This is a genomic window from Flaviramulus aquimarinus (assembly GCF_039543205.1).
GTDB classification, from domain to species: domain Bacteria; phylum Bacteroidota; class Bacteroidia; order Flavobacteriales; family Flavobacteriaceae; genus Flaviramulus_B; species Flaviramulus_B aquimarinus.
On the sequence record NZ_BAABJH010000001.1, the window covers coordinates 843,459 to 868,846 of the forward strand.

Consider the following 25,388-nt stretch of genomic DNA (forward strand, 5'->3'; position numbering starts at 1 on the left):
CTTAGTTTCAAATTAAGGTTCCTGTTGTAAAAAATGATTACAATTAATAATTGTAGTGTGGTGACTTCATATCTCTACTTGCATCTTCAACTATTTCCCCATCAAATATCTTGGTTTGAAAGCTTACACCAAATGTTCTTGGCTCATTTGGAAAATAGTCCCAAGCAAACTTTTGTGCGTTTTCCAAAGAGTTGAACTCATATAAACCGCCAACGGTTTGAGTACCTATCCCGGACAACCATGTTTTTCTAACAAAGCCTTCTTGTTTTTTGATTCCATCATTTATTTTTTTCCAAGGAACTTCTTCAAATGGTACTGAAATTTGCAACTCTGTGTACACAAATACTTTTTTTAATTTACTCATAATTTTATGTTTTAAATTATTTGGCTAATCTGCCAAACAACAATACAAAGATGAGTAGTGCTTGAAAATTAAAAGTTGTCTTATGACAATGTTTTGAAGCTTTTAAGTCTATCATCCTTCATTTTTTACCTTTAGCATTTAACCGTCTGGTTGCCTTTTCTAAATAAGTATAAAAAAAAAGGGATCACTTTAGTGTCCCCTTTAATCAATCATATTTAGTTGTTGTTTTAACGTTAAGTTATGGCAATTTTAACGATCGCTTCAGCTAATTCTTTAGGCGCGGTTTCTAATGGAACATGTCCTTGTTCAAGAGTAACCACCTCTTCAATTCCCAGCATCTTTTGACCGTGTCTTTGTTCTTCAATTGTAATAGCTCTATCCAATGTAGCTTCAATATAAGCTTTGGGTACTCTGCCAAAATTTTCAGGAGTTGTAATAACCTGTTCAAAGAATGGTTTCGTTGCTTGTGCCACTAACTTTGGCAATAATGCATCAATTTGAGCATCTGTTGCACCTGTAAATATAATCTCTTTTATTGTTTCTCTGCTCATGGTAGCAGTACTTTTGTCTTTAGAGAAAATTAAATTGTCTAGAAATTCACTTCCTTTGTCGGCTTCAAAAACCTCATAAGCAGTTTTACCTTCGTAAGGGGCAGCTGATGCAACAAACACTAGTTTTTCAATTTTTTCCGGTAGGTCTTCTGCCACTTTACTGATTACGAATCCGGCAAAACTATGTCCAACTAAAATCACTTGACCATCCATTTTTGCCAGTTCTTTTTTTACTCGATTCACATATACAGACAGAGTAATTTCAGAAGTTGGTGTTTTGTCATCACCGTGTCCTGGTAAATCGATGGCTTTCACCGTATGCCTTTTCTGTTCTATGTATTCCGCAGTTTGCTTCCAAGACCATGCACCTTCCCATGCACCATGGATTAATAAAATTGTTTTTGACTTACTCATAATTTTTATTTTACGTAGAGAACTTAGTTGTTCAACAACGCTGCAAATGTTGCATGAATAGAAAGCTTAAAAGTTGTCTTATGACAATGTCTTGAAAAATTTTGAAGAACTACTTTTACTAATCAACACCCCAATAACAATACACAAACCACCTATTAAATGATAGCTGTGTAGCTGTTCGCTGAAAAGAATAGCAAATAGTGCTGCAGATAATGGGACAATATTCATATAAATCCCTGCTTTATCGGCACCTGCAATTTGAACTCCTTTTTGCCATAAAAAATAAGCTAGTGCTGTACCTAAACATCCAATACCAAACACAGCCATCCAAAAATCACTTGTATGTGTTGTAATGATTTCCATTCCGCTAAAGGGTAATAAGATGAAGAAACCTATTAGACAGCATAAACTTGTTAAAAGTGTAAAATTTAAACTCGATATTGCTGTGTTATATTTTTTTACCCAAACATGATGCAGCGCAAAAAATACATTGGCTATTAATATGAGAATATCCCCATAATTAAATTGGATGTTACTAAAGTTGGTTACATTTCCTTTTAAGATTAAATAACATACTCCAAAGAACGCAATGATAATACCTGTTATTTGAATTTTATTGATTGGGGTCTTTAATATTTTAAAAGAGAAAAGTAGTGTAAGTGCGGGATTTAAACTCACGATAAGTGCTGCGTTTACTGCTGAGGTATTTAGTAATCCTAGAAAGAAAAATAAATTAAACCCGAAAAGACCAATAAATCCTGTAAGCGAAATACCTTTTAGGTTTTTTCGAATTATATTAAATGTGGGGAGTTTTTTGGCACCCAAAATCATCAATGTCACAACTCCAAATAAAAAACGCCAGAATCCAGCTTCAATAAAATTAACTTCTTTTAATATTATCTTGGCTAAATGGAAGTTTAATCCTAAAAATACAGTGGCAATGATTAAATAGAATGTCGCCTTCATAAACAACAGACTACAATTTTGCTCGTAATTTACTCAACGTAGAATTAGTCATTCCTAAATACGATGCCACCGCTTTACTTGATATACGAGATAGTAATTTTGGTTCATGTTCCATAACCCATTTGAGTTTATCCATCCCTTCCATTCCTAAAAAACTATAAATTCTCATTTGTGAATGAATAAAAGCAAATTCCATAAATTGATGATATACATTTGCAAATTGCGGCACAGTATCAACTAATTTGTAAAAATCATCTCTATAAATAATCAGTAATTCTGAAGGTTCAAACGAGACCAGACAATCTCTTGATGGCTTTTGAAGAATAAAACTGGTGTTTGCAGACATGATGAAATTCTCTAAAGCAAAGTATCCGGTAATTTCATTGCCTTTATTATCTATTTCATAGAGTCTTAAACACCCTTTTTTGATAAAATAGAAATGTTTACATACTTGACCAATATTACATAACATTTCATTTCGGGTTGTTTTTAAAGGTTTAAAACAAGCAGTTATTTCTTGAAGTTCTTTTTGCCCTATCTTTCCGTGACTTTTGATATATTGCTCTAATTCTTGATACACTTTTAATTTCTTAACTTGTTGAATTCATAGCACGAAGATAAGAAGTGTTATTCAACCCATTATTGTTTTATGACAACCTTTTAAATTGCTAAGTTTTTTATTTGTCTCTAGTGTTGAAAAAGCCTTTTCCTATTCAAAGAAGGTAACTATTCAGCTTTTACTCCACAGGTAAATGTCTTTCTAAAAAGTCATATACTAAATCAAAATGTATCATTGGTTCTATATGTCCTCCGTCCAATATTATATGTTCGTTAAAGTGTTTGAATTTTTTATTTTTCAACCTTTCGATTATTTGGTTTGACATAGATGTTGCAGGCCATTGGTCATCATTTTTACCTGACAGAATCAAAATAGGTCCATTTATGTTTTCTACATGAATTTCTGCTTTTTTGACTGCTTCTTTATCTTCAAGCATCATACTAAATGCAGTGTATATATCTCCTTTTAGTGCTGGTGATATTGTTTTTAATGGCGCGGGTACATAAGGTACTTCATTGCCTTTGTAAGTCCAAGAAGATGTGTTTGAAGACCAGGTAATTGCTGGGAAGCTTACATTTGATGTAGATAAGGCAATAACTGCTTTGTATTGATTGTATCTGCTTGCTAAATTTAGAATTAATTCGCCACCTTTAGAACCTCCTATTAGAGCTATTTTTGATTCATCAATTTTATTTTTTTTAGCGATATTCATTATAGTATCAGAAATTGCATCTAATGAAATTCTGTCGAGACTTCTCGGTGTTCCGTCTGCATTGAAATACCCGATTGCTAAAATCGCATAGCCTTTTTGAATAAGACTATCTCTTTTACCTTTCATATGATTCCGGTGCCAATCAATTGCACCCTCTGCACCACCAAAAGCTACAATCAATGGTTGATTGTCAGAATCACCTAAATATAATAAGGTTTCAACAACTCCGCTTTCTTTTGGAAGTGATGGTACATAAGTAAAAATGTAGATAATTCCTGCTATAAAAATCATGGAAATTATTAGTAAAATTCTTTTTGCTCTTTTTTTCATAATAGATTACGTGATTTAGCAAAAGTAACAAGTTCGAATAAGAAAAAATTTGACATATATCAAATAATTACTTTTCAGCCCTTATTCTACTTAACGTCTCTTGAGTTATTCCTAAATATGAAGCAACCATACCCAAAGGAATTCGATGATAAATATTAGAATAGTTTTTTTGAAAATGATTATATCTTTCTTTGGCAGATGTAAATCTTATAGAGGTTATACGTTCCATAAAATGTCCAAAAACAGTTCCCATTGATAAACGAGCGTAACGCTCCATTTCAGGAAAATTGTCAAAAAGATATACAAGGTCGTTTACGTTTATGAAATATGCTTCTGTATATTCAATCGCATCAATGTAGTAATTATCTTTTTCTCCTTGCATAAAGCTTTTGGGTGAGTTGACCCATTCACCTGTTTCTGAAAAATATTCGCTGATTTCTTTTCCATTTTTAATAAAATAGGTTCGTAGAATACCCTTGTTAATGAAATAGCTTTTTTTAGAGATATTGTTTGCGTTTAAAACGAGTTCTCCTTTTTGAAATACTACAGGCTTTATTCGTTTTGAAAGTTCAAACTTCAAATTTTCTGAAAGACTTATGAATTTTTCAAAATGGGTGAATATATTTTCTGTTGTTTCGATGTTGCTTTTATAGCTCATAGGCAATAGTTTTTATTCTTTCATTTGTGCATAAAATTTTCTCCATTCAGAAGTATCGTAAATCAAATGAGATTCTTTTATAATTCCATTTTCAACCTTAAACCATTCAGAAGCTATGTTTGATTTTAACCCAGGAATAGATGATTTGAATTCATAGAATGTAGCTACCCAATTGCCATTTTCAGATATGTTAATAATATTTATTCTAGTTATTACGGCTCCAATTTCTTGAGCCAATTTTATAAATTCTGCTTTAGAATTTAACGCAACCATAGGGTTCTTAAATTTGTAATCGTCAGCTAATAAATCCAAAGATTTTTTAATTTGTGTTGAGTCATTAAACCCGTTTAAAAACTTTGTTACAATTTCTTGATTTGTCATATTATTTCTTTCCTTTTTTTGCGCATAGGTGTTAATAGAGAATATTATGATTCCTATTAAAAGTGCGCGTTTAATTAATCTCATAATTTTATTTTAAATTGATGATGAGACAAAATTCAGAATTATAAACGTTTTAATTCTTGGTAAAAACCAAGAATTTCAAAGCTTGATTGTGTTGATTAACTTGCTGAAATTAGTTGGGTCAATTCGTAAATATGAAGCAATATCTTTCTGAAGAATCATATTTAGTAAGTGTGGACTTCTCTTTGTGAATTCTTTGAAACGAGTTTCAGTATTGAAAGCCATTAAGTGATGATGTCTCTCTATAATACCCAACAAAAATTGTTCTGTAATTTTTCTAAAAAGAGTTTCGAGTTCTCTATTTTTTTGTATTAGTTCACTATGTTTTTTATAAGATATCCGTAATAATTTACTATCAGTAATTGTTTCTAAGTAATATCTTGAAGGTGTTTGAGTTAGAAAAGATTCCATAACACCACTAAATGATGGGTTATAAGCAAAAAACATTATATGTTCTTTTCCTTCATTTAAATAGTATGATTTTTGAATGCCTTCTTCTACAAAATATATATAACGTTCAGTTTTTCCAGATTCAGTCATTATAGTTTTTTTTGGTATTGAGTATTCAGCCCAATATGATATATATTCATCTAGAATTTTATCATTTACTTTATATATATCTGATAGGAATTTTTTCAAGCGTAACTTTTTTAATTATTGCCAACGGTCGCGTATCTATAAAAGTAAGAGGTTTAACAACTATACTTTTACGATGGATGAAAGATAATAAAAAAGCGCAAACCAATTGGCTTGCGCTAGAACTGCTATTAATTATACAAGTTTTGGCTACCGTAATTAATCACTTACTTTATAATTCCCTGGTGTAAATTCGAAAACTTTCATTAATCGATTCCAAGTATTACTTTGAGATATTGCCAATGTTAAAAAACATATTTCTTCTTTGGAAAAGAAACTTAATAATGGATTATATATATTATCTGGTATTCGTTTGCGTTCCAATTTGGTAACCGCATCTGTAAAATATAGTGTTGCCCTTTCTCTATCTGAAAAGTAAGGTGTTTCTTCCCAAACACATAAAGATGATAGTCGTAGATCAGATTCGCCCAAATTCTTTAGTTCTTTATGATGCATATCCACACAATAGGCACAGCTATTCCTTTGAGCTGTTCTTAATCTTATCATTTCTATCAATTTTCTATCTAATGTTGAATTGATAATTGAGTCTTCAATAGTTCTTAAGTTTTCAAACATTCCGTTTGGGATCTCTTGATATGTAATTCGTTCCATGATTATTATGCTTTAATTAATTTATGAAGCAAAATTACTATGTGTCTGTCTTATAAAAATTAAGATATCTTAAGAAGTGAAATACATTTAGTTTTTCTTCAATTCACTTAAATATTCAGGTGTGATTTCTAAATATGAGGCTATCATGTATTGAGGAACGCGTTGGATAAAATTCGGAAAGTGATTAATTAGACTAGTATACCTATCTTTACTGTTCATCTGAAAATAGACGTCATTTTTTCGTTGATTAGCGATGAGCATATTTTCAGTGACAATTCTGAACAGTCTTTCTAGTTTAGGAATAGAAATGTAGAGTTTTTCTAATTCCTCTTTGCTAATTATTAATATTTCAGTTTTTTCAAGCGCTTGAATAGATGAAAGAGAAGGGTTTTTTTTAATAAAACTTTCCATATTTGTTACCCACCAATTTTCTAGAGCAAATTGAGTTATTTTTTCATTCCCTTTGTCGTCGATATAAAAAGAGCGAACTAACCCATTTATTATGAAATAATTGCTTTTACATATTTGACCTTCACGAAGAATGTAATCTTTCTTTTGAATTGTCTTTGATATTAATTTAGAGTAAATCTCATCTATTTCGATGTCACTAAAATCAACATATCGACAGAAATATTTTTTGATTTGCTCTTTCATTAAATTTTCATGTGACTTATTGTTGCCAATGGTTAAGTATAAGAATAGTGCAGTTTTGTGCCCGAGGATTTTCAGTAGGAAAATCAGAGTGACCAAATGCGCCCTAACCTTTTGATTTAGGATTAAATTTAAGCATTATTTTTATACAATGTTGGCAACTGTCTTTTGTACTCAATTTACTTCCTGACACATATTTATATTTTTTTTAATGTATTATTTTAGTCCGCTGTCCGTTCATCGTATTCCCTTTTTAGAATTGACATTACCACGAGGTTTTTATAACCATTACTCTTTTTTATACATTCTCGCAAAACACCTTCTTTGTGAAATCCCAGTTTTTCATAAACATAGATTGCCCTTTGGTTAAAGTCAAAGACATCTAGCCATAATCTATTACAATAATAGTCCTGAAAACACTTTTCCTTTATTAACTCTATTGCTTTGCTTCCAAATCCTTTACTTTTTTCCGATACCACAATCCGTTTGAATTCAATCGATTTGTTTATGTTGGTCAGTCCAGCTAAAATGACAAAACCGATTAATCTAGAGTTTTCATCAAAAATCGATAAATGTTCTTCGTCTTTTTTTTGGATAACTTTTTTGTGTCTGTCCAAATCGTATGGTGCAATGAATTCAACATTTTCAAAATTCCTTTCCATTTCAAGAATTTTGGTCAAATCGGATTTTGATGTATGTTCTAATTTCAATTGGTGTAGTTTTTTTAGCTTGTTGCCAACGTGTTTGTATATTGTTTGTTGCGTGTTTTAAGCACCTAATTTAGCTAATACAAACCAAATAGAAAATTCGCGAGGATTTTTGTAAGTAAGCTTGTACTATCAATGAATTATATATGTTGTTACTTGCTGGCTTTTATGGTTGTATTTGTTTAATGTTCCACTCCCCTTTTACAATTTCGTACAGTTTTCTATCGTGAAACCTTGTCTTTTTGAATTCCATAAATTCAATTCGTGTGGGCTTTATTGAAAATCCACTCCAGTTTTGGGGTCTTGTGATTTTAGACTTTTCCAAAACTTTTTCCAAAACTCTCTTTTCCAGTTGTTCGACATTGTCAATTTCATTTCCTTGTTCACAAATTGAAGATACTGCTTGGGAATTCACGTTACGTTCTTTAAAATATTTCTCCGCAAGTCCTTCAGAAATTTTAGTTGCTACTCCTTGAATTCTGATTTGTCTTTCTGTTTCTGTCCACCAAAAAGTCAGTGCAACTTTATCATTGTTTTCAATTTCAATTCCCTTTCTTGAATTTAGCGGACCAGTAATAATAAAAGAATTGTCAAATATTTCTTTAAATGAAACGAATCTTGCGTTTGGAAAATTATCTATACCAACAGTAGATAAACAAACTGCTGTCGGAATTCGTGCTTTTGACAGTTTCAATTCTTCATTAAACCACCTCTTAAAAATTTCTATTGGTTCCATTTTATTTTTTTCGGTTAATGATAAAACTACTTTCCTGTTTCGTGAAACCTACTTTTGGATAGTATTCCATTGCTGTGGGTACTGAAAGTAAAAGAACCATAGATTGTTCACCAACTTTTTCTTTGGTTAATTCAATTAATTTTCTTCCTATTCCGAACTTTTTGTAATCATGTCTTACGGCAAGGTCAGCAAGATAGCAACTCCAAACCCAATCAGTAATATTTCGTGAAACACCTACCAAAACTTTGTCATCCCAAGCTGTAATAATTAGATTAGAGCTCTGAAACATTTTTTCTATTCTTTCTTTATCATTTGTAGGTCTTGGCAATCCTGAATTTTCGTAAAGTTCAATAATTTGTTCTGCTGTTGGCGTTATATCAAGTTTATAGTGTATTTTCATTTTTAATCGTAGTAAGATTTTTTTCAGCTTGCAGGTAACGTGTTGTGTATGATTTGTGCGACTTAGAATCCGCAGGATTTTCAGTTGTAGCAAATTAGATGATTAATTATACACTCTGTTGTAGCCAGTTTATATTTTTTCGTAATTGTCCATTGTTAATTCAGATTTCACATCTCCTGTGTGTTTTATGTTTTGAGGCTCAAAAAGCATCATCCAGACTTCTTCTTCTGCAATAGGTCTATGTTCAACACCTTTGGGAACAACTATCATTTCTCCTTCATTTACTTCCACCTTTCTATCCCTGAATTCCATTATCATTTTTCCTTTTAAGATATAGAAAAGTTCGTCTTCATCTTTATGATCATGCCAAACAAATTCTCCTTTAACTTTGGAAATTTTGACCTGTTGTCCATTTAGTTCGGCTATAACTTTTGGTTTCCACAAGTCATTTATTAACTCAAGTTTGTCTTTTATTTTTATTGATTCCATATTCTTTTTTTTTCAAATTGGCTAAGTCTGGTGCATGAAACGTAGCGTTTAAAAAGGTACTACTTTTTGGATTAAAATTTAGCTGGCTTTATAGACAAGAAAAACCTTTGTGAAATTCCAAAACAGCTATGTTTTATAAACATTGTTTCCAACAGTTACTCATTTAGCGTTCCTTAATTACCTTATTTCGGTTCAATACATATTCATTTACTTTCTGATGAAATGTTATACATTTCTTTAATGTTGAATATAAATAAGCTTATTTTTATTCCCCAAAGACTGTTTCCTATTAAATTCCCAATTTTCAATTGGTATTTCATCTATTACTGTGTGGGTTGTTTCAGGTTTTCTATTTAAAACACTAACTAGTAATTGCGTAGCTCCATCAATTAATAGTTTTTTATGTTCATTTGTTAAATTCGTGTTTGCAACTCTTATGTTAATGTAAGGCATGTTTATTGTTTGTTGTAATGAATAATTAAATATGGATGGCAAAACTGCCAGTTACTTGATTAGTACCAATAGGATTATAACCAATAGATAAAAAACCTTTTAATCTTTTATTTGAACTTAAAAAATATTTTCTCAATCCAATATTTCCGTAGTTTATTTTTTCTTTAATCATAGAGTATTCAGATTCTAATAGAAAACTAAATCCTCGATTAAAATTAATGAAAATGGATTTTGAAAATTGATAATTCGGTTCAAAAGTTATTGTAGAATTAATTCTTTTAGTATTTATGTCTAATACTAAAAAGGTTGTATTCTTTTCTATAAATCCGGCTATTTTGATAAATTTATAATTAAGTTTTAGATGATTTGCCCAAATACCATTATGATTAAAAAAGCCATATAAGATTTTAAGATTTGGACTTAATTCAAAATTGACTTTTGTTCCTATTCTTCCTCCAATTATTTTGGATTGTGCGTTCGTCTCTGTTTGACTTTTCCAAGTGGTTGGATTTGGTCTTAATTCTGTTGTTGGGGTTGACACTGCGCCAAAATGCCAATTAATGTTATCGGAAATATCATAAATAACTTCATAAGAAGTAAAGGCTTGCGCCTGTTCATCATTTTCATATTTTATAACTCCAAAAGAACGTAATTTCAGCCTTTTGCTTAATGAATATGTTAGCATTAAACCTGCCTGTAACGAAACATTATTTTCACGTTCAAAATCGGTTGTATTTACACTAGTATTTGAAACTAAACCTAAATATACTCTATCTAACTTTACATCATCAGACAATTTTATATCAGTAATTTGTGCATTACAATTTATAGAAATGAATAACGAGCTAATAACAAATATGCGATTAATCATTATTGAGAAAATATGAAAAACTACTCAATGGATTTTTAATCCCATTTTGAAGAAGTAGATACCGCATACTTTCCTGCACCTAATAAAAATATAACAATCGCTCCAAATAGATATAAGCCTGCTAGCTCAATTCCCCAACCACCAAATTGATTTAATGTAAAAATATCGGCAGTATGCGCCATTAAAATTGCCGTTAACATAAAAAAAGCTAGAACTAAACTTGCCAATCTTGCTTTAAAGCCTATGATTATTAATATCGGTGCAATTATTTCGCCTATAAAACCCAAGTATGCAATAAATTCTGGTACTCCCATACCATTTAGCAAACTTTTGATAAATGAGTAATTGGAATTCATGTTTGCAATTCCATGGAATAGAATAAGTATACCAATACTTAATCTTTGTAAAAGTAATCCTGTCTCTCTATTGTCAAGTTTTTCTAATTTGTTCATATCATTTAATTTTTTAAAATTTTGACACAAAAGTCAATAAATGATAAGATAGACCAAAGGACTATTGTCACTAAAAATTTGTGATAAATATCACGTTCTGAAGTAATTTGTATTACGAATATAATCGGCTTAAGGTTTCTCTGCTGACACCTAAATAGGACGCAATTAATTTTTTTGGTACTCTATGAAAAAGTTTTGGATATTGTTCTAGAAGCAATTCATACCGCTCTTTTGTAGAGTTTTTTAATAACGATAAAATTCTGTTTTGAAGGGCTATTCTACCAAATTTACTTTTCTTTGCCCAAAAACGTTCCATTTTGTGCATTTCCTTGGTAAGCTTTTCTCTGTTTTCAAATGTTATGTAAAGAAGTTCGCAATCTTCAATGCAATCTATATTGATTTTAGATTTTGATTGTTTTACGAAAGACTCATAGTCAGTTATCCACCAATTTTCCATTCCGAACTGTAAAATATGTTCTTTTCCACTCTCGTCAAAAAAATAGCTTTTTAGACAACCTTTCACTATCCAATATTCTTTATCGGCAATTTCACCATCTTGAAGCAAGTATTGATGTTTACGTTTATTTGTAGTTTCAAAATGGCTCAAGATGAATTCAAACTCTTCGTCTGTAAGTTTAATTATTTCTTCTATATGTTTTTTTAGAGGATGATGTGTCATTTCAATTTTTGCAACGGTTTGTGTATTGTTAGTTGCTATTTGACAACTAAAGTAACAAAAGTAAATCGAATCTTAGGTAAATCGGTTGATTTTCCGAGTAAGCAAGAACAAGTAATTAAAGCTAAAAAACTACTTCGACTAATTTTCAACCACATAATTACCCCAATCTGCAATAGATTGTATCAAAGGAATTAACGTTTTTCCAGAATCAGTCAAAGAGTATTCTACTTTTAAAGGCGGTTTAGACGTGTAAACCTTTCTTTTAATGATACCATCCTTTTCTAATGTTTTTAACTGTAGGCTTAAAGTTCTTTCTGTAACAGTTGGCATTTTTTTTCTTAACTCGTTGTACCGCAATTTTCCTTCTAACAAATGAAACAAGATTACTGTCTTCCATTTCCCTCCTATTATTCCCATTGTTAAACTTGTACAACACGGGTATTCTTTTCCTTTATATTTATACATAATTATACTATCCTTTTCGGCCGTTATTGCAAAGGTAAAATACTATACTTAGTTTTGCAACTATAAATAATATAGCAATTAAAATTAATATGAAAGAATTCGAAAAAAAAGTAGCTTTAGTAATTGGTGGTACAAGTGGTATTGGAAACGCAACTACAAATGCTTTATTGCAAAATGGAGCAATAGTACATATTGTAGGTAGAAATGTTGACAAAGTAGCCGACACTAATAATCTAATTAAGCACTCAGTAAATATCTCTAATACAGATGAAGTAGCATCATTGATTTCAATAATTGAATCATTAGATAACTTAGATTATTTAGTAAATGCGTCTGGTATTTTTGGTCCAAAACCATTTCTAGAACACACAGTTGATGATTACAATTCCTATTTAGACTTAAACAGAGGTTTCTTTTTCATCACTCAAAGTGTAGCAAAAAAAATGAAAAACACAAATGGAGGGTCTATCGTTAACGTAGGCTCCATGTGGGCAAAACAAGCGGTAAAAGCTACACCATCTTCTGCTTATTCCATGCAAAAAGCAGGTTTACATTCTTTGACTCAACACTTAGCTATGGAATTAGCAGATGATAATATCAGAGTTAATGCAGTATCTCCAGCAGTAGTAAACACACCTGTTTATCACGGAGTTTTCGGAGGAAAAGAAGAAGCAGAAAAGGCATTAGAAGGTTTTAATGAATTCCATCCAATTGGTAGAAATGGTGAGCCTACTGATATTTCCAACAGCATTCTGTTCCTACTTTCAGAAAAAGCATCTTGGGTTACTGGTGCGATTTGGGATACTGATGGAGGCGTAATGGCTGGGAGAAATTAAAAAAGTGTTTAATTTGAAATAAAACCCAGTTTCCAACAAATTATATAAAAAATAGCAATTCTAGTGCAAGCCATTTGGTTTGCGCTTTTTTATTATCTTACATCTATCGTGTTCGTGTATGGTTAGTTGTGTTAGCTAGGTCTAAGTTAATAATAGAAAACGAACCAGAGGAAAATTCGCAGGATTTTCCGAGTACACACACACTGCAGAACTAGCAATTAACTATACACGTAAGGCACAGTACTTTTTTATCCGTTTAGCAATATCTTTAACTATTACAAAATGTTCATTCTCGACTTTTTTTCTGTCTGATGTCCCTCCCAATATTATCATTTCCTTTTTGTCAAACCGTTGTCCAAGCCTGTCATCGATCATTACATTTCTCATACTTTCTGCTATTCCGATTTCATCCAAAAACTCATTTGGATGTCCTGTCGTACAAAGTGCAATTCCGTATAATATTGTTTTCATTTTTTGAATATTAGTTCTAGATTCATCATAACCATAAGCATATCCAACAGAATAGACTCTATCAAACCAACCCTTCAATTTGGCTGGGCAATCACTCCACCAAACTGGATAAACAAAAATCAAACAGTCTGATTGTTCTATTTTACGATGCTCTTCCTTTTCATCGTTTGGAATTGGTAAATACGAATTAACAAAACCTTCTCGATCATATTCTTCTTTGCTCATATCAGTTTGAAAATTCATCATATATAAATCTGAAACTTCGAATTTTAAATTTTCTTTTATGAGACTTGATTTTAATTGTTCAAGTATTTCATGAGTATAAGATTTTTGGCTCGGATGACAATAAACAATTTGAATTTTCATTATTGAGCTGTTCTATTTTAGTATTGCGTTTGTGTGGTTAAGCAACTAATTTAGCAAATACAAACCGAATATAAAATCCGTGAAGATTTTCGTAAGTAGGCTTGTACTAGTAATTAATTTTATACGTCGCTGTCTGTAGTCTTTTTTATTTTTGTCAATATTTGCGATAATACTAGAAACAAGAATGCTATTCCAAAGCCTAAAATTCCAATATTAATTCCTAATACAGTCTTTTCACTTCCATCTAAATATTTCATAGAGCCGCCATATCCATCTTTTAATAAAAATGCTAATAAAAACCCTCCCATAACTATGAGGCTTAATAAAGCGCTTAGTTGGACTTCTTTTTTATACCAAACTAACCACAAGCAGAATAGTCCAATACTTGAGTTGGTAATCAATTGCCAAACTTCATGGATTCGAGCATGAGGCGTCCAATCAGGATTCCAAACATGCGTTTCATTGATATCCAAAAAAGGAACAACAATGGCATATAGAATTACACTTAATGTTATTGCTAATTTTTTTATCATTACTATTTGTTCTTAGATTTATACAATTAATTTTATATGATGTATTTCACTTCAAGTATTCTCAAATTTGAGAAAATCTTTTAGTCAAGATAATTCCTATTAGATGTATTATTAATTTCACGCCTAAATTCTTCATAATATAATAAAACACTGCCTGGGTCCTCAATTTGTGGCCAATGTCCAATGTCTTGCCAAAGTAGCTTTACATTCGGGTTGGGAATCAGTTCTTTATATCGATTGGCCATATGAATACCAGAATTAGGATCGAACGGCCCATTCATAAAGCACATTGGGATCTTCGTGTTTTGCATGGCACTTATCCATCTTTCTTGATGGTTTAATTTATCAAAAACCAGCCTCCCTATCAAATAGGCGATTGACTTGCCGTCGTTATAATTTAAAATATCCCAGAATTGATTTATGAGTTTGTCCGTGGGTTGTGTATAGGGACCAAAAACTGATTGTATCGATTTTTTCAACTTCTTTTTAGTGAGAAGTTTACTCAACAACTTTCCAATAGGCTTTGGAGACTGAGAAAGCAACCGTTGTATCATTCTAGGTTTGTAACTATCCATAAACAAACCACCGTTCATAAATGCTACCGATTGTATTTTAAAGCAGTTCTGTGAAGCTAAGTCCCTAGCTAATAATTCTTGAACAATACTGACTCCTAAGTCATGTGACAGGATATGGGTATGTTTAATACCCCAAAACTCAATTAGAAAATTAACCATTTCACAATGTTCATGAAAGCTATAGTCATGATCTTTGGGTTTATCTGAAAATCCCATGCCCAAATAATCAAATGTAAAAACGGTGTAATCATTTACTAGATTTTCCCAAACAGATTTCCACTCGAAGGTATTGAAAGGATACCCGTGAAGTATTAAAAGGTTAGGGCCGCTTCCTTCCTTTATGTAAAATACTTGATGACCGTTTATTTCTAATGTTCGACCTTTGTTCTTCCATGCAACCACTTATTTGTCCATCCCTGTTTATTATGGTTAGGAATATCACAAAGTTACTTATTAGGTATGATAGAAATTTGTAAAAATCGGTCGTTTTCGTTATTTGACAGGCTTTTTGGAGTGTGGCTGGTATGCTTTTTTATTTCTTTATTAAAATGAGATCTGTCGTAATAATTTTGATTAGACAATAAATTTCCTTTTTTGATGTCTTTAAATGATGCCGAACATCGTAATATATTACAATAGCTTTTTAGTGAAAGCCCAAACATTTTTTTAAAATATCTGTTGATTTGCCTGCTAGACCAAAATAATTTATTGGTAAAATAACTCACACTCTCATTGCCCTTAGTTTGGTTCAATAACCTGAATAGATGAAGTTTTCGATCGTCTAGATTTTTTTCTTTATTAATTTCTTGACTTATTATTGAGCTTAACCTATCAATTGTTTCTGCGTTTTCGGAAAAGTCAAATGAATTTAGATTCCAGAAAGCATCGGTCAACTTTTTTTCAGAGTTTAATAAGGGAGCAACACTTTCGCGGAATACATATTCTACAGCTGGTAATTTGAATTGTATTCCGAAAAGTTGATGATTTGGAGGAATAACCACTTCAACCTCTTTTGTATATAGTCCAGTCAGCATGGTACTTTGGTATTTGTAATTATCAAAGCGAACGATAATATCAAAAAAACCGTCAGGTAAAATGGTGTAATTAAGATTTTTTGATGAATCGTTATCTAACCACCAGAAACATCTGACGTACTTTTTTAAAACTTCATTAGGTGCTTGTTGGTAGTAGTTCATGTTCTGTACTTTAAGTTTGTGCCAATTTATGAGACATACAACGTTAAGTGCAAGATGCATTAAAATGCATCTTACACGATGTTGTGCTTTCGTTTTTTATCTTTACGTAGAATGATCCAAATTAAAATTGAAAAAAACAAGGTCAATAGAGCAAAAAATTTCTCGAAATAGGTTTTAGCTAAAATATTTCCAATAGTATTCAATCCAAATACTACTAAGAAAACCCATAAAGCAGCATTCACTATTTTCATTGATATAAATCGTCCTAAATACTTTCCTTTGATTAATAGGATTGAAAATAGAAGTAGATTGATTATGATTGAAATGGTTTCAAAAACATACATCTCAGTATCATTTTTTAATCTTCCTCCCCAAGAAATTTCATAAGGAACTATTTTTAGCATAATACATAAATGAAAAAGTATTACCACTACTAATAGATAGAGCATAAGGTTAATTGCAGTTATTTTTTCCATTCTAATATGTCTTGAATAGGCATATGATCTCCAAAGTTTTTACCATAATAAGCTACATAAATTTTATTATCCTGATCAATAAGAAAATCAGCAGGTAGAATAGGTCTATCTTTAATAGATTTCATATTAAAATAACTACTAAACATGACTTTCAACATTTTCAAAGGGTTTATCATGGTTCTAAACATGCCAAAGTAAGATTCTTCTATACCATAATTCTTGTAAATTTCTTTTGTTGGGTCAACTATTATAGTAAAAGGTGCTTTCTGTTGTCCAGAATAAGTCGAAATTTCTTCTTTAGATGATGCAAAAATGGTGATTACTTTAATTCCCAGCCTTTTAAATTCAGGATACTTTTTTATTAATTGGTTTAATCTTAGGTTACAAAATGGACATGTTGCTCCTCTAAAGAAACTCAAAAGAATCTTATCATTTTGGTAATCTTTCAAATTTATTACTTTACCCAAATAATCTTCAGATGTAAAATCAGGTGCGCTGTCTGCTTTATTTAATTTTCCCATATAGCATTAAACGTAATAGAAGAAAATTACTTACACTAATTGTAAAAACTTACTAGTAGGTTTATTTCTTTTGTAGCGTTTTTATAATTAATAATCCAGCGTTCATTGTCTATTGAATCTTCTTTAAAGTATGCTATTCGTATATTAAATGTTTGCGAAAAATAGCTATTCAAGTACCACCTATAGCTTTTCTACTTTTCTATTTTAGTCGGATTATTTCTAAACACATACAAAAAGAGTATTGTAAAAATCATATATATTACTGTGAGCGAAATAATAATCTCTGAATGTGTTTGGATATTGAAAGCAACTTTAACTAATGCAATTGCCCCAACTCCAAAATGCATTAGATTTCCAATTGCGATTGGCTTATTATATATTCCTCCAATTAGCGTTCTTTTTGCCATCCAATTTAAAAGCCCAAAACCTAAATATAATGCACTCAATAAATTCAAAAAGAGTACTGTAATAGTATTTGATTCTATATTTAAATATTCCATTACTTCATTTGGCAAAAAAGAAAAAAGGATTCCAATTCCGGCTAAGAGTATGGCGCTTGAGGTCATTACTATTTTTGTGTTCATATTTGTAATTTTTAATGATTTAATTGGTCTTTCAAATCTTTTAATTGAGCTATCAATTTATTCAGTTGGGCTTGTTGTTTCTTTATGGTTTTTGGTCTAAAATAAAACGCATTTAGAGCGATCATAAAAAGCACTATCCCGTAAGTTACTATAGCCCAAGTCAAGGTCATTCTAACAGCATACTCATACATATAAAGACCAAGGCCTAAAGAAAGTAAAAAGAAGTAACCATTTAATAGCGTTGTTCGCTGAAAACGCTGTTTTTCTTTAAGTTTTAACAACTGTAGCAACTGATCTTTGGCGTTTACCTCATAATTCCTCTTGAATAGAAGCGAAGTTAAGGTGACTTGGAAGGCTAAGTATATTAGAATTGCTATAATAATAACGATAATTCCAATTTTTGTTGTCAAATACTCGGGTTGATAATAGAACCAAACAAAACTAATACCCATGCAAGATATGAGTAAAACAATATTGGCTACAATTAGCCTAAAGCGTATTTTTCTTTTAAACTTGTTGGCTTTTTTTATTAGTTCCTCTGGTGTTGGAGTTTCAATTATTTGCTTTTTCCAGTATTGCTTAAAGTTTATGTTATCTGCCATGTTGCTGGAATTTTTTGGTTAATTTTTCTTTAATTCGGTGAATTCTCACTCTGACATTACTTTCAGAAAGACCGACAATTTTTGCAATTTCTTTCTGTTTCAATTCCTCAAGTTCCAATGATATAATGATACGCTCAACTTCAGGAAGTTCTGAAATGCATCTATACAAAAATTCCACTTTAGGTTCATCGTTAACAAGAATTTCTTCAAATATTTCATTAGGTAATTCAGATTTTGGCATCTTATTATCTTTCCCAATTTGCCTTAAGCAAGAGTTTACTGAAATTCTAAATATCCAAGTACCTATAGAAGATTCATTCCTGAATTTCGGTAAATGTTGCCAAACTTTTATAAAGGTGTCTTGAGCAATATCCTTAGCAGTGTCAGGGTCGTTCATATAACCCATACATTGCCGATAAACTTTTGGCCAATACACCTTGTAAATTTCTTCAAAAGTCATTATAGTATCCAAGCTTTTAAATAGGCTATAAACTGATTTTGTTGATCAATAAATACATTGTGAGAACAATTATCTATATATTTAAAATTATTTTTAGATATTATTTTATTGAGTTTCATAACATGTTCTTTTGAATATAAACCATCTTCAGTACCGTAGAGTCCAAAAATTGGAACTTTATGTTTTAGAACATTTTTTAAGTTTTGTGTCAGATCTATTAAAGTATAATTTTCATTTTCCCAAAACCCTTTTGGTGCTTCCATGGTCATTTTAGCTTCCTTACTTTCGAATGAAGTATTTGATTTCAATTCTGTGTAAATGGCTAGAGCTTCTTCAGTTGGGGCTTTTGGCATATAAAAACCATTTTGCATGGCATGTCCAAAACTGTAAGAACTATATTCCAATGAATTTTTATCCATGGTCTCAAGCATTCCAATGTACCTTAAGTTGTTGTTGTCATTATTACTTTCGTAAATGCTTTTGGAAGTTTTTATAATGGTGCTCAAAGTTTCTTGTATAGATAATGGGGAGGCTATCAATACTAAAGATTTTGTTTTCTTTGGGTACTTCTCTGCATAAAGAGTCCCAACCACTCCTCCAAAACTATGCCCAATTAAGGTAGCATTTTTCAAGTTAAATTTTTTATAAATAGAGTCCAGATCATCAAACGTTTCTTGAAATGTAAATTTCGCATTTTCATCTAAGGATCGACCCTCACCACGTCTATCATACACTATTACAAAAAACCCATTTTCGCTAAGTTTTTTAACCGTTGTCACTTCAAAAGCTATTGAGTTGTATCCAGGACCGCCGTGTAGGTAAATTACTGGTTCATTATTTGAGTTACCAAATGCTTTTGAATAAATTGTTTGCGAATTAACAGCTATTGTAGCTAAGATAAAAACGAATATGGTGATAATTTTTTTCATTTTGTTTCCTTTATTTTTCATTTAGATACAATGAATGTTAAAATGTTACAAATTATTTTTTTAATTGTTGCCTAATGGTATGCATCTTGAAAAGTTGTGGTTTTGTGTTCGTTGATTTTTCTATTTGAGCATATAGCTTCCGAAAAACGTATATTTCAAAATTTTGCAAATCATAGTTATTTGTTTTTAGTTATTTCAGTCAGCCATTTATATAAAATTGGAACTATAAGTAGCGTTAATAATGTGGATGAAATCATTCCGCCAATTAAAGTCCATCCCAAAGGGGACCATAAAGAGGTTCCTGAAAATGTAAGGGGCATCAACCCTAAAATAGTCGTCAATGATGTGAGTACGATTGGGGTAAATCTTCTTTTTGCAGCAATCTCGATGGCTAATACTTTTTCATTTCCTTCTATAATAAGTTGGTTCGTATAGTCTACCAGTATTATGGAATTGTTGATAACGATGCCGATAAGGCTTATAAAGCCTACAAATGCAAAAAAGGAAAATGACCATCCCGATAGAAATAAGGCTATAAAAGAACCACTTATACCTAACGGAATCGCGGAAAAAATGATTAAGGGCTGTGTGATGGATTTGAATTGAAGTACTAACACCGCAAAGATTAAAATTAGCGATGTAATGAGCAGAATTCCTAAATCCCCAAAACTTTTACTTTGGGTCTCATACTCACCTCCTAAATAATAGCGGTAGTCTTTCGGCCATTTGTAGGCATCCAGTTTAGGTATGATGGCTTCGGTATACGCTTTCGTTTTATCAGGGTCTAGTACATTGGCTGTAATCGCTGCAGTACGTTCGGTATTAAAATGGTTGATTTTGGCGTAATCCTGCTCAAACGCTAGGGAAGTCAATTGATTAATTGGGATTTGCTCTCCGTTTTGGTTGGCAACATAGACCTTATCAAAATCGTCCAACGATGGTCTGTCCATAAATGGAAGTCGCAATACCAACGGATAGTCCTCACCATCGGCATCCATTTTAAGGTTGTCTATCTGTAATCCGTTTAGACTCGCCCTAATGGTCTGGTCGAGTTCCAAAAGCGATACATTGTACAATGAGGCCTTGTCGCGATTGATTATAATTTTAATATCGGTCTTAGCAATTGCCAAAGGATTGTCCACATCCAAAATCCCATCGGCACTTCTCAACATTTTTTCAACATCAGAGGAAATGCGCTTTAGCGTATCAAGTTCCTCACCAATCAATAATATTTCAATCGGTGCTTTGAATGGCGCACCGTTTTTCAGTTCCCGAAACGATATCCGCGCATCCGGATAACCAGAGAAAACCTTTCTCAATTGTTCTAAGGCAATGTAGAATCTTTCAGGTTCCCATTCCTCAAAATTGACCAGTACCTCACCGTGATAGGACTTGTAATTTTCGGGAACACGATTGTAATACACCTGCGGATTACCGTGACCGGCATTTACGGTATAATTGGCAATGTAATCGGTCGTATCCAGCACAGATTCTACAAATTTTAGAGTATTATCGGTATGGTCTATATTACTGGAATAGGGGTGGTCGACATCTATCAAAAGCATCGGTTTGTCAGCAGTTGGGAAAAAGCTTATTCCTATCCTGGGGAATAATGTTAATGACCCCAACAGTATCACAACACCCACCACAAGGATTATCCAGCCCTTTCTTAAAGAAAAGCGAAGTAATGGGACATATCGTTTTTCAATAAAACCATCCAATTTCTTAAGGACAATGGACGTCTTTTTCTCTTTTCGTTTTTCGAGTAATCGACTTGCCATAATCGGCGTAAAGGTCAGAGCAAGTATCAGGGAAACTACCAAAACATAGATAACCGTAATGGGCAAGCTTCTAAGAAATTCCCCAGGACCACTATTGAGCAAGGATAATGGGGCAAAGGCTAATACTGTAGTAAGTGTTGAGCTAATTATGGCATACCCTACTTCGCTAGTACCTTTCGCGGCAGCTTCCATTAGAGAAAAACCGTCTCTTTTAAAACGGACGATATTTTCAATTACCACGATACCATTATCCACCAATAAACCCAAGGCTACCACCAATGCAGCGATACTTATTTGTTGTAGGGCATAATCTGAAAAGTCCAGAAAAGTAATCGCTATCAAAATAGACAGCGGAATAACGGTTATAATAATCAAGGCAGGTCGCCAGCCTAAAAAAATCAAGATGATAATCCCGACTAGTATGATGCCTTGGAACAGATTGGAAATGAAATCATTGATACGTAATTTTACCGCAGGTGCCTGTTCAAAGGCGGTTTCCAATTGTATCGTGCTCGGCAATTGTTCCTTAAACAAAGAAGAAATGGTTTCAAGTTCTTCTGAAAGTTTAATAATATTCCCACCCTTTATCTGTGTTACCACAATATAGATGGCTTTTTTACCATTGAAGCGTCCTATCCACCGCATATCCTCATAATCGTAATTGATATCAGCAATATTTCGGAGGTAGACTATTTGACCGTTGTCCGAAGTAATTGCGGTATTGCGTAAATCTTCTAAAGACCCGTAGCTTCCCGTAGTCTTTAAATTAAAACTCAGATTACCGGATTTTATACTACCACCGGGAATGTTAACGTTGTTACTTTGCAATGTTGCTATCACTTGACGAAGCGGAATGCCCAGATTTGCCATTTTCTGAAAATCCAGACTGATACGAATTTCTTCTTGCGGACTTGCCTCGATTTCGATTTTCTTGATATATTTTGAAACTTCAAGATTTTGTTCCAAATCTTCAGCAAAATCATTAAGAAGTTTATAGGGAACGATTTCCGAAACCAGAGCGAATTGATGAACTACGATGCGGTCTTCCGCTTTATACTGTGATATGTCCAGTTCTGCAATACCATTGGGTAAATCACCTCTTATTTTGTTAATGGCATCAACGATATCGTTGTAGATATTGTCATAATCGATTCCGTATTCAGATTCAATTACAAGGATGGCGAGTCCATTCGCGATTTCAGTCCGTATTTCGGTAATATCGTCCACTTCCTTTACCACCTCTTCGATAGGGTCAACAATCAGTTTTTCCATATCTTCAGGGCTCGCCCCAGGATACACGATAACCGCTGTGTACTTTGGGACGGATAAAAAAGGGTCTTCCGACCGTGGCATACTATTGAACGTGCGTATGCCTATGAAAATCAAAAGGGCAATTGTCGTAAGTACAAAAAGATGGTTTTTAAGCGCTATTTCAGGTAACTTCATTGTGCGATATTTATAGAGTCATTTTTTGCTAAATACGGTGCGCCTTCAGTTATTACCTTTATCTGCTTCGGAAGTGCATCGGCAGCTACAGTGAAAAAGTCTTCCACAAAATTCAATACTTCTACTTCTAAATACTTTACCGTGCTATCGTCTTCCGTATAGAAAATCGAAGCCTTGTTCTGTTTTCCCTCAACAAGTGCGTTCATTGGAATCTTATAGGTTGATAGTGATAGTGATGGTTTGATACTAACAGCACCTATGAACCCGTTCTTCAGTTCTTGTCTATATTCATCAATTGTAAGTTCGACTTCAAAGAGTCCTGTTTTAGGATTTGCTGCCTGTGAAATTTCTGTTACGATGGCGTTATATTCCGCTTTAGCAAAAGCGTCAAAACGTATAGTTGCAGAATCCTTAAGGATAATCTTTACGATATCTTTATCGGCTATCCCTAAGCGTATGGTCTGGGAACCTCTTGTGCCAGCACTTCCTACTCTGTAAATGGGTTGACCAGGTGAGACCAGTTGACCAACATCTACATAACGTTGCAGAACCTTACCTTTTACGGGCGTATTTATGACTGAAAAACGCCTATTAAAACGAGCGATATCAAGATTGGAATTTGCAATTTCTTTAGCGGTCTTAGCATTTTGTTGCTGTTCTAACGTACCTACCGTGTCGCGATAGAGGTTTGTAGCACGTTCCAAATCACGAACCGATTTGTCATAGGCATTAGTGGCACCAACGACTTGCGCGTTTATTTCAGAGAGGTTAAGGCTGCCTAGCTGTTGGTTTCTGATGATGGATTCGCCTACGTTCACGTTTAAACTATTGACGATGCCTCCTATTTTAAATGATAACACCACCTCTTCTTTGGATAATAAGGTTCCCGTGGCGGTAACTGGTTCGATTTGTACCATACTCTGAAGTTTGACCGCACGTACGTTCTTTGCCGTCGATGTTACAGATTGGGTTTGGGTAACATATTCTTGTTTGCAGCTGATGGTGCTGAATAATGTTACGAATAGAATAATTGGATATGTATGTTTCATAATAGGTGTTAATTCATTTGAACGGCTCTGTTGAGATTGGCTTTTGCTATCTTGATATTAAATCGCGCGATAGATTCCATAAGCTGTGCAGTTGTCAACTGGGTACGGGCTTGGTTAAATTCTACCAAAAGCACTTGGCTCTGTTTGTACTTCGATTGGATAATCTTGAAATTTTCTTGGGAACTTTTGAGCTGTGCCACTTGTGCATCATAGATTTTCAGAGTTTCCTCGTATTCATACACCGCTGTTGAAACCTCTAACTGGATTCTTTTTTTGATATCACTAAAGTCCGCTTCGAGTTGCTGTTTTCCCAGTTTCGCCTTTCTTACTTGAGCATTATTTCTGCCACCTTGAAAAATAGACCAAGACAGATTGAAACTTATGAGGTAGTAACCCTGATTTTTATCGAACTCATACCCAAAACCTTGATACCCAAATTCCGCAGCTGTGGAAATATGCGGAATCAAGAATCCTCTACTACGCTTTATTTCATAGTCGCTCGCTTCAATACCGCTTTGTATCTGGTTTACTTCCGTACGATTTGAAAGTGCTTTTTCCTGCAATTTCACCATGGAATATATTTCGCGCTTAAAAACTAAAGGCTCATCAGTTATAATTGATGTTTCCAAGTCACGATTCAATAAAAAATTGAAGAAATTTCGGGACTTACTAATATTTTTTTCAGCGGTTGCAAGTTGGGCATCAACTTGGTATAGTTGTGCTTCGGCATTATAAAGTACGTCCTTGGTCTCAACGTCGTATTTTACAAACTTACCGTTTACCCGAACGAGCTCTTTGACGATAACACGTGTACTATCCAGAATAACTTTCTGTTCTAATAGTTTTAAATAATTGTAGTATGCTTTTCTAATTTCAAACCCTAACTGATTCTTATAAGCATCAGCTTTGGCTTCGTTAACTGATACCATGGATTTCTTGGCCTTGTATCCGTAGTAGATGTTAGTGTTCAGGATGGGTTGCACAACCCTAATCTTGGTCTCGTGAAAGTCGTTTGGCAATAGTTGCTCGTTGATGTTTTGTAAATTGGTAGGGAATTGGTTAGAATTTGTTAATTGGTTCAATGCAGAGTATGCAGGATTGAATAGGTCGCCGACTGGAAATCCGATAGCTCTGCCACCATCTGCTATAATGTAACTGGTATTGAAACTTACATCCGGAAGAAATCCGCTTTTTGAAATATTACTTTCTTCTTTCGCAATATCTGTATTCAGTCTTTCCTTTAGATATTGTTGGTTGGATGCTAGGCCAGTCTCCACATAATCTTCAAGTACCTGTTGTCCAGTCACGGAAGTCGATACTGATAGTATTAAAGTAACTATGGGAAATTTTAAATTCATTTAATTCTAATTTATAATATTAAAGACCGTACGGTCTT

33 protein-coding genes are annotated in these 25,388 nt (G+C 32.8%); 1 reads left to right on the top strand and 32 read right to left on the bottom strand.

Annotated features, from left to right (window positions below; translation table 11 throughout):
- Nucleotides 1-43: 43 nt before the first annotated feature.
- The 19 genes from ABD941_RS03865 to ABD941_RS03955 all read right to left on the bottom strand — a co-directional run bounded on the left by ABD941_RS03865 (nucleotide 44) and on the right by ABD941_RS03955 (nucleotide 12,167).
- Complete coding sequence (locus tag ABD941_RS03865; RefSeq protein WP_345272724.1) at nucleotides 44-364, bottom strand: hypothetical protein; 321 nt, start codon at nucleotides 362-364, stop codon at nucleotides 44-46.
- A gap of 233 nt (nucleotides 365-597) precedes the next feature.
- Nucleotides 598-1,329, bottom strand: a complete 732-nt coding sequence (locus ABD941_RS03870) for an alpha/beta fold hydrolase (RefSeq protein WP_345272725.1) — start codon at nucleotides 1,327-1,329, stop codon at nucleotides 598-600.
- 78 nt (nucleotides 1,330-1,407) lie between these two features.
- Entirely contained in the window at nucleotides 1,408-2,295 is an 888-nt protein-coding gene (locus ABD941_RS03875; RefSeq protein ID WP_345272726.1) for a DMT family transporter, read from the bottom strand.
- Between the two features lie 10 nt (nucleotides 2,296-2,305).
- A complete protein-coding gene (locus ABD941_RS03880; RefSeq protein ID WP_345272727.1) occupies nucleotides 2,306-2,875 on the bottom strand; it encodes a Crp/Fnr family transcriptional regulator in 570 nt (189 codons plus the stop codon).
- A 157-nt stretch (nucleotides 2,876-3,032) separates the two neighbouring features.
- The gene (locus ABD941_RS03885; RefSeq protein WP_345272728.1) at nucleotides 3,033-3,896 is read right to left on the bottom strand and encodes an acyl-CoA thioester hydrolase/BAAT C-terminal domain-containing protein; all 864 of its coding nucleotides are present in this window, start codon (nucleotides 3,894-3,896) and stop codon (nucleotides 3,033-3,035) included.
- 67 nt (nucleotides 3,897-3,963) lie between these two features.
- Nucleotides 3,964-4,554, bottom strand: a complete 591-nt coding sequence (locus tag ABD941_RS03890; RefSeq protein ID WP_345272729.1) for a Crp/Fnr family transcriptional regulator — start codon at nucleotides 4,552-4,554, stop codon at nucleotides 3,964-3,966.
- Nucleotides 4,555-4,566: 12 nt separating this feature from the next.
- Nucleotides 4,567-5,019: a nuclear transport factor 2 family protein gene (locus ABD941_RS03895; protein ID WP_345272730.1), complete on the bottom strand. Its 453-nt coding sequence runs from the start codon at nucleotides 5,017-5,019 to the stop codon at nucleotides 4,567-4,569.
- Nucleotides 5,020-5,094: 75 nt separating this feature from the next.
- Nucleotides 5,095-5,655 carry a Crp/Fnr family transcriptional regulator gene (locus ABD941_RS03900; RefSeq protein WP_345272731.1) on the bottom strand — a complete coding sequence of 187 codons (561 nt, stop codon included), beginning with the start codon at nucleotides 5,653-5,655 and terminating at the stop codon, nucleotides 5,095-5,097.
- Between the two features lie 156 nt (nucleotides 5,656-5,811).
- On the bottom strand, nucleotides 5,812-6,264 hold the full coding sequence (locus ABD941_RS03905) for a carboxymuconolactone decarboxylase family protein (protein ID WP_345272732.1): 453 nt from the start codon (nucleotides 6,262-6,264) through the stop codon (nucleotides 5,812-5,814).
- Between the two features lie 87 nt (nucleotides 6,265-6,351).
- On the bottom strand, nucleotides 6,352-6,918 hold the full coding sequence (locus tag ABD941_RS03910; RefSeq protein ID WP_345272733.1) for a Crp/Fnr family transcriptional regulator: 567 nt from the start codon (nucleotides 6,916-6,918) through the stop codon (nucleotides 6,352-6,354).
- Between the two features lie 218 nt (nucleotides 6,919-7,136).
- Nucleotides 7,137-7,625, bottom strand: coding sequence for a GNAT family N-acetyltransferase (locus ABD941_RS03915; RefSeq protein WP_345272734.1), 489 nt, complete (start codon nucleotides 7,623-7,625; stop codon nucleotides 7,137-7,139).
- Nucleotides 7,626-7,788: 163 nt separating this feature from the next.
- Nucleotides 7,789-8,358, bottom strand: a complete 570-nt coding sequence (locus ABD941_RS03920) for a pyridoxine/pyridoxamine 5'-phosphate oxidase (protein WP_345272735.1) — start codon at nucleotides 8,356-8,358, stop codon at nucleotides 7,789-7,791.
- Nucleotide 8,359: 1 nt separating this feature from the next.
- Nucleotides 8,360-8,758, bottom strand: coding sequence for a GNAT family N-acetyltransferase (locus tag ABD941_RS03925; protein ID WP_345272736.1), 399 nt, complete (start codon nucleotides 8,756-8,758; stop codon nucleotides 8,360-8,362).
- 129 nt (nucleotides 8,759-8,887) lie between these two features.
- Complete coding sequence (locus tag ABD941_RS03930) at nucleotides 8,888-9,247, bottom strand: cupin domain-containing protein (protein WP_345272737.1); 360 nt, start codon at nucleotides 9,245-9,247, stop codon at nucleotides 8,888-8,890.
- A gap of 237 nt (nucleotides 9,248-9,484) precedes the next feature.
- Complete coding sequence (locus ABD941_RS03935; protein WP_345272738.1) at nucleotides 9,485-9,700, bottom strand: tautomerase family protein; 216 nt, start codon at nucleotides 9,698-9,700, stop codon at nucleotides 9,485-9,487.
- Between the two features lie 25 nt (nucleotides 9,701-9,725).
- Entirely contained in the window at nucleotides 9,726-10,571 is an 846-nt protein-coding gene (locus ABD941_RS03940) for a hypothetical protein (protein WP_345272739.1), read from the bottom strand.
- 35 nt (nucleotides 10,572-10,606) lie between these two features.
- Entirely contained in the window at nucleotides 10,607-11,023 is a 417-nt protein-coding gene (locus tag ABD941_RS03945; protein WP_345272740.1) for a DoxX family protein, read from the bottom strand.
- Between the two features lie 112 nt (nucleotides 11,024-11,135).
- Nucleotides 11,136-11,702: a Crp/Fnr family transcriptional regulator gene (locus ABD941_RS03950; RefSeq protein WP_345272741.1), complete on the bottom strand. Its 567-nt coding sequence runs from the start codon at nucleotides 11,700-11,702 to the stop codon at nucleotides 11,136-11,138.
- A gap of 138 nt (nucleotides 11,703-11,840) precedes the next feature.
- The gene (locus tag ABD941_RS03955) at nucleotides 11,841-12,167 is read right to left on the bottom strand and encodes a winged helix-turn-helix transcriptional regulator (protein WP_345272742.1); all 327 of its coding nucleotides are present in this window, start codon (nucleotides 12,165-12,167) and stop codon (nucleotides 11,841-11,843) included.
- A gap of 89 nt (nucleotides 12,168-12,256) precedes the next feature.
- On the opposite strand from ABD941_RS03955, the gene ABD941_RS03960 reads away from it, so the two are divergent.
- On the top strand, nucleotides 12,257-13,003 hold the full coding sequence (locus tag ABD941_RS03960; RefSeq protein ID WP_345272743.1) for an SDR family NAD(P)-dependent oxidoreductase: 747 nt from the start codon (nucleotides 12,257-12,259) through the stop codon (nucleotides 13,001-13,003).
- Between the two features lie 222 nt (nucleotides 13,004-13,225).
- Here the strand turns inward: ABD941_RS03960 and ABD941_RS03965 are convergent, their stop codons facing one another.
- The 13 genes from ABD941_RS03965 to ABD941_RS04025 all read right to left on the bottom strand — a co-directional run bounded on the left by ABD941_RS03965 (nucleotide 13,226) and on the right by ABD941_RS04025 (nucleotide 25,350).
- Nucleotides 13,226-13,840: an NAD(P)H-dependent oxidoreductase gene (locus ABD941_RS03965; protein WP_345272744.1), complete on the bottom strand. Its 615-nt coding sequence runs from the start codon at nucleotides 13,838-13,840 to the stop codon at nucleotides 13,226-13,228.
- Between the two features lie 119 nt (nucleotides 13,841-13,959).
- On the bottom strand, nucleotides 13,960-14,373 hold the full coding sequence (locus tag ABD941_RS03970; RefSeq protein ID WP_345272745.1) for a hypothetical protein: 414 nt from the start codon (nucleotides 14,371-14,373) through the stop codon (nucleotides 13,960-13,962).
- An 80-nt stretch (nucleotides 14,374-14,453) separates the two neighbouring features.
- Nucleotides 14,454-15,350, bottom strand: coding sequence for an alpha/beta fold hydrolase (locus ABD941_RS03975; protein ID WP_345272746.1), 897 nt, complete (start codon nucleotides 15,348-15,350; stop codon nucleotides 14,454-14,456).
- A 44-nt stretch (nucleotides 15,351-15,394) separates the two neighbouring features.
- The gene (locus ABD941_RS03980) at nucleotides 15,395-16,144 is read right to left on the bottom strand and encodes a DUF6597 domain-containing transcriptional factor (RefSeq protein WP_345272747.1); all 750 of its coding nucleotides are present in this window, start codon (nucleotides 16,142-16,144) and stop codon (nucleotides 15,395-15,397) included.
- A gap of 71 nt (nucleotides 16,145-16,215) precedes the next feature.
- A complete protein-coding gene (locus ABD941_RS03985) occupies nucleotides 16,216-16,620 on the bottom strand; it encodes a hypothetical protein (protein ID WP_345272748.1) in 405 nt (134 codons plus the stop codon).
- Entirely contained in the window at nucleotides 16,608-17,141 is a 534-nt protein-coding gene (locus tag ABD941_RS03990) for a peroxiredoxin-like family protein (RefSeq protein ID WP_345272749.1), read from the bottom strand. Before ABD941_RS03990 ends, ABD941_RS03985 begins: the two co-directional genes overlap by 13 nt.
- Nucleotides 17,142-17,332: 191 nt before the next feature.
- Nucleotides 17,333-17,725, bottom strand: coding sequence for a hypothetical protein (locus ABD941_RS03995; protein WP_345272750.1), 393 nt, complete (start codon nucleotides 17,723-17,725; stop codon nucleotides 17,333-17,335).
- An 11-nt stretch (nucleotides 17,726-17,736) separates the two neighbouring features.
- Nucleotides 17,737-18,327, bottom strand: a complete 591-nt coding sequence (locus ABD941_RS04000; protein ID WP_345272751.1) for a hypothetical protein — start codon at nucleotides 18,325-18,327, stop codon at nucleotides 17,737-17,739.
- Nucleotides 18,317-18,787 carry an RNA polymerase sigma factor gene (locus tag ABD941_RS04005; RefSeq protein WP_345273665.1) on the bottom strand — a complete coding sequence of 157 codons (471 nt, stop codon included), beginning with the start codon at nucleotides 18,785-18,787 and terminating at the stop codon, nucleotides 18,317-18,319. The genes ABD941_RS04000 and ABD941_RS04005 overlap by 11 nt, the downstream gene beginning before the upstream one ends.
- Nucleotides 18,787-19,716 carry an alpha/beta fold hydrolase gene (locus ABD941_RS04010; RefSeq protein ID WP_345272752.1) on the bottom strand — a complete coding sequence of 310 codons (930 nt, stop codon included), beginning with the start codon at nucleotides 19,714-19,716 and terminating at the stop codon, nucleotides 18,787-18,789. The genes ABD941_RS04005 and ABD941_RS04010 overlap by 1 nt, the downstream gene beginning before the upstream one ends.
- A 176-nt stretch (nucleotides 19,717-19,892) precedes the next feature.
- Nucleotides 19,893-22,943, bottom strand: a complete 3,051-nt coding sequence (locus ABD941_RS04015) for an efflux RND transporter permease subunit (protein ID WP_345272753.1) — start codon at nucleotides 22,941-22,943, stop codon at nucleotides 19,893-19,895.
- Nucleotides 22,940-23,992: an efflux RND transporter periplasmic adaptor subunit gene (locus ABD941_RS04020; protein WP_345272754.1), complete on the bottom strand. Its 1,053-nt coding sequence runs from the start codon at nucleotides 23,990-23,992 to the stop codon at nucleotides 22,940-22,942. The genes ABD941_RS04015 and ABD941_RS04020 overlap by 4 nt, the downstream gene beginning before the upstream one ends.
- An 8-nt stretch (nucleotides 23,993-24,000) precedes the next feature.
- A complete protein-coding gene (locus ABD941_RS04025; RefSeq protein ID WP_345272755.1) occupies nucleotides 24,001-25,350 on the bottom strand; it encodes a TolC family protein in 1,350 nt (449 codons plus the stop codon).
- Nucleotides 25,351-25,388 lie beyond the last annotated feature (38 nt).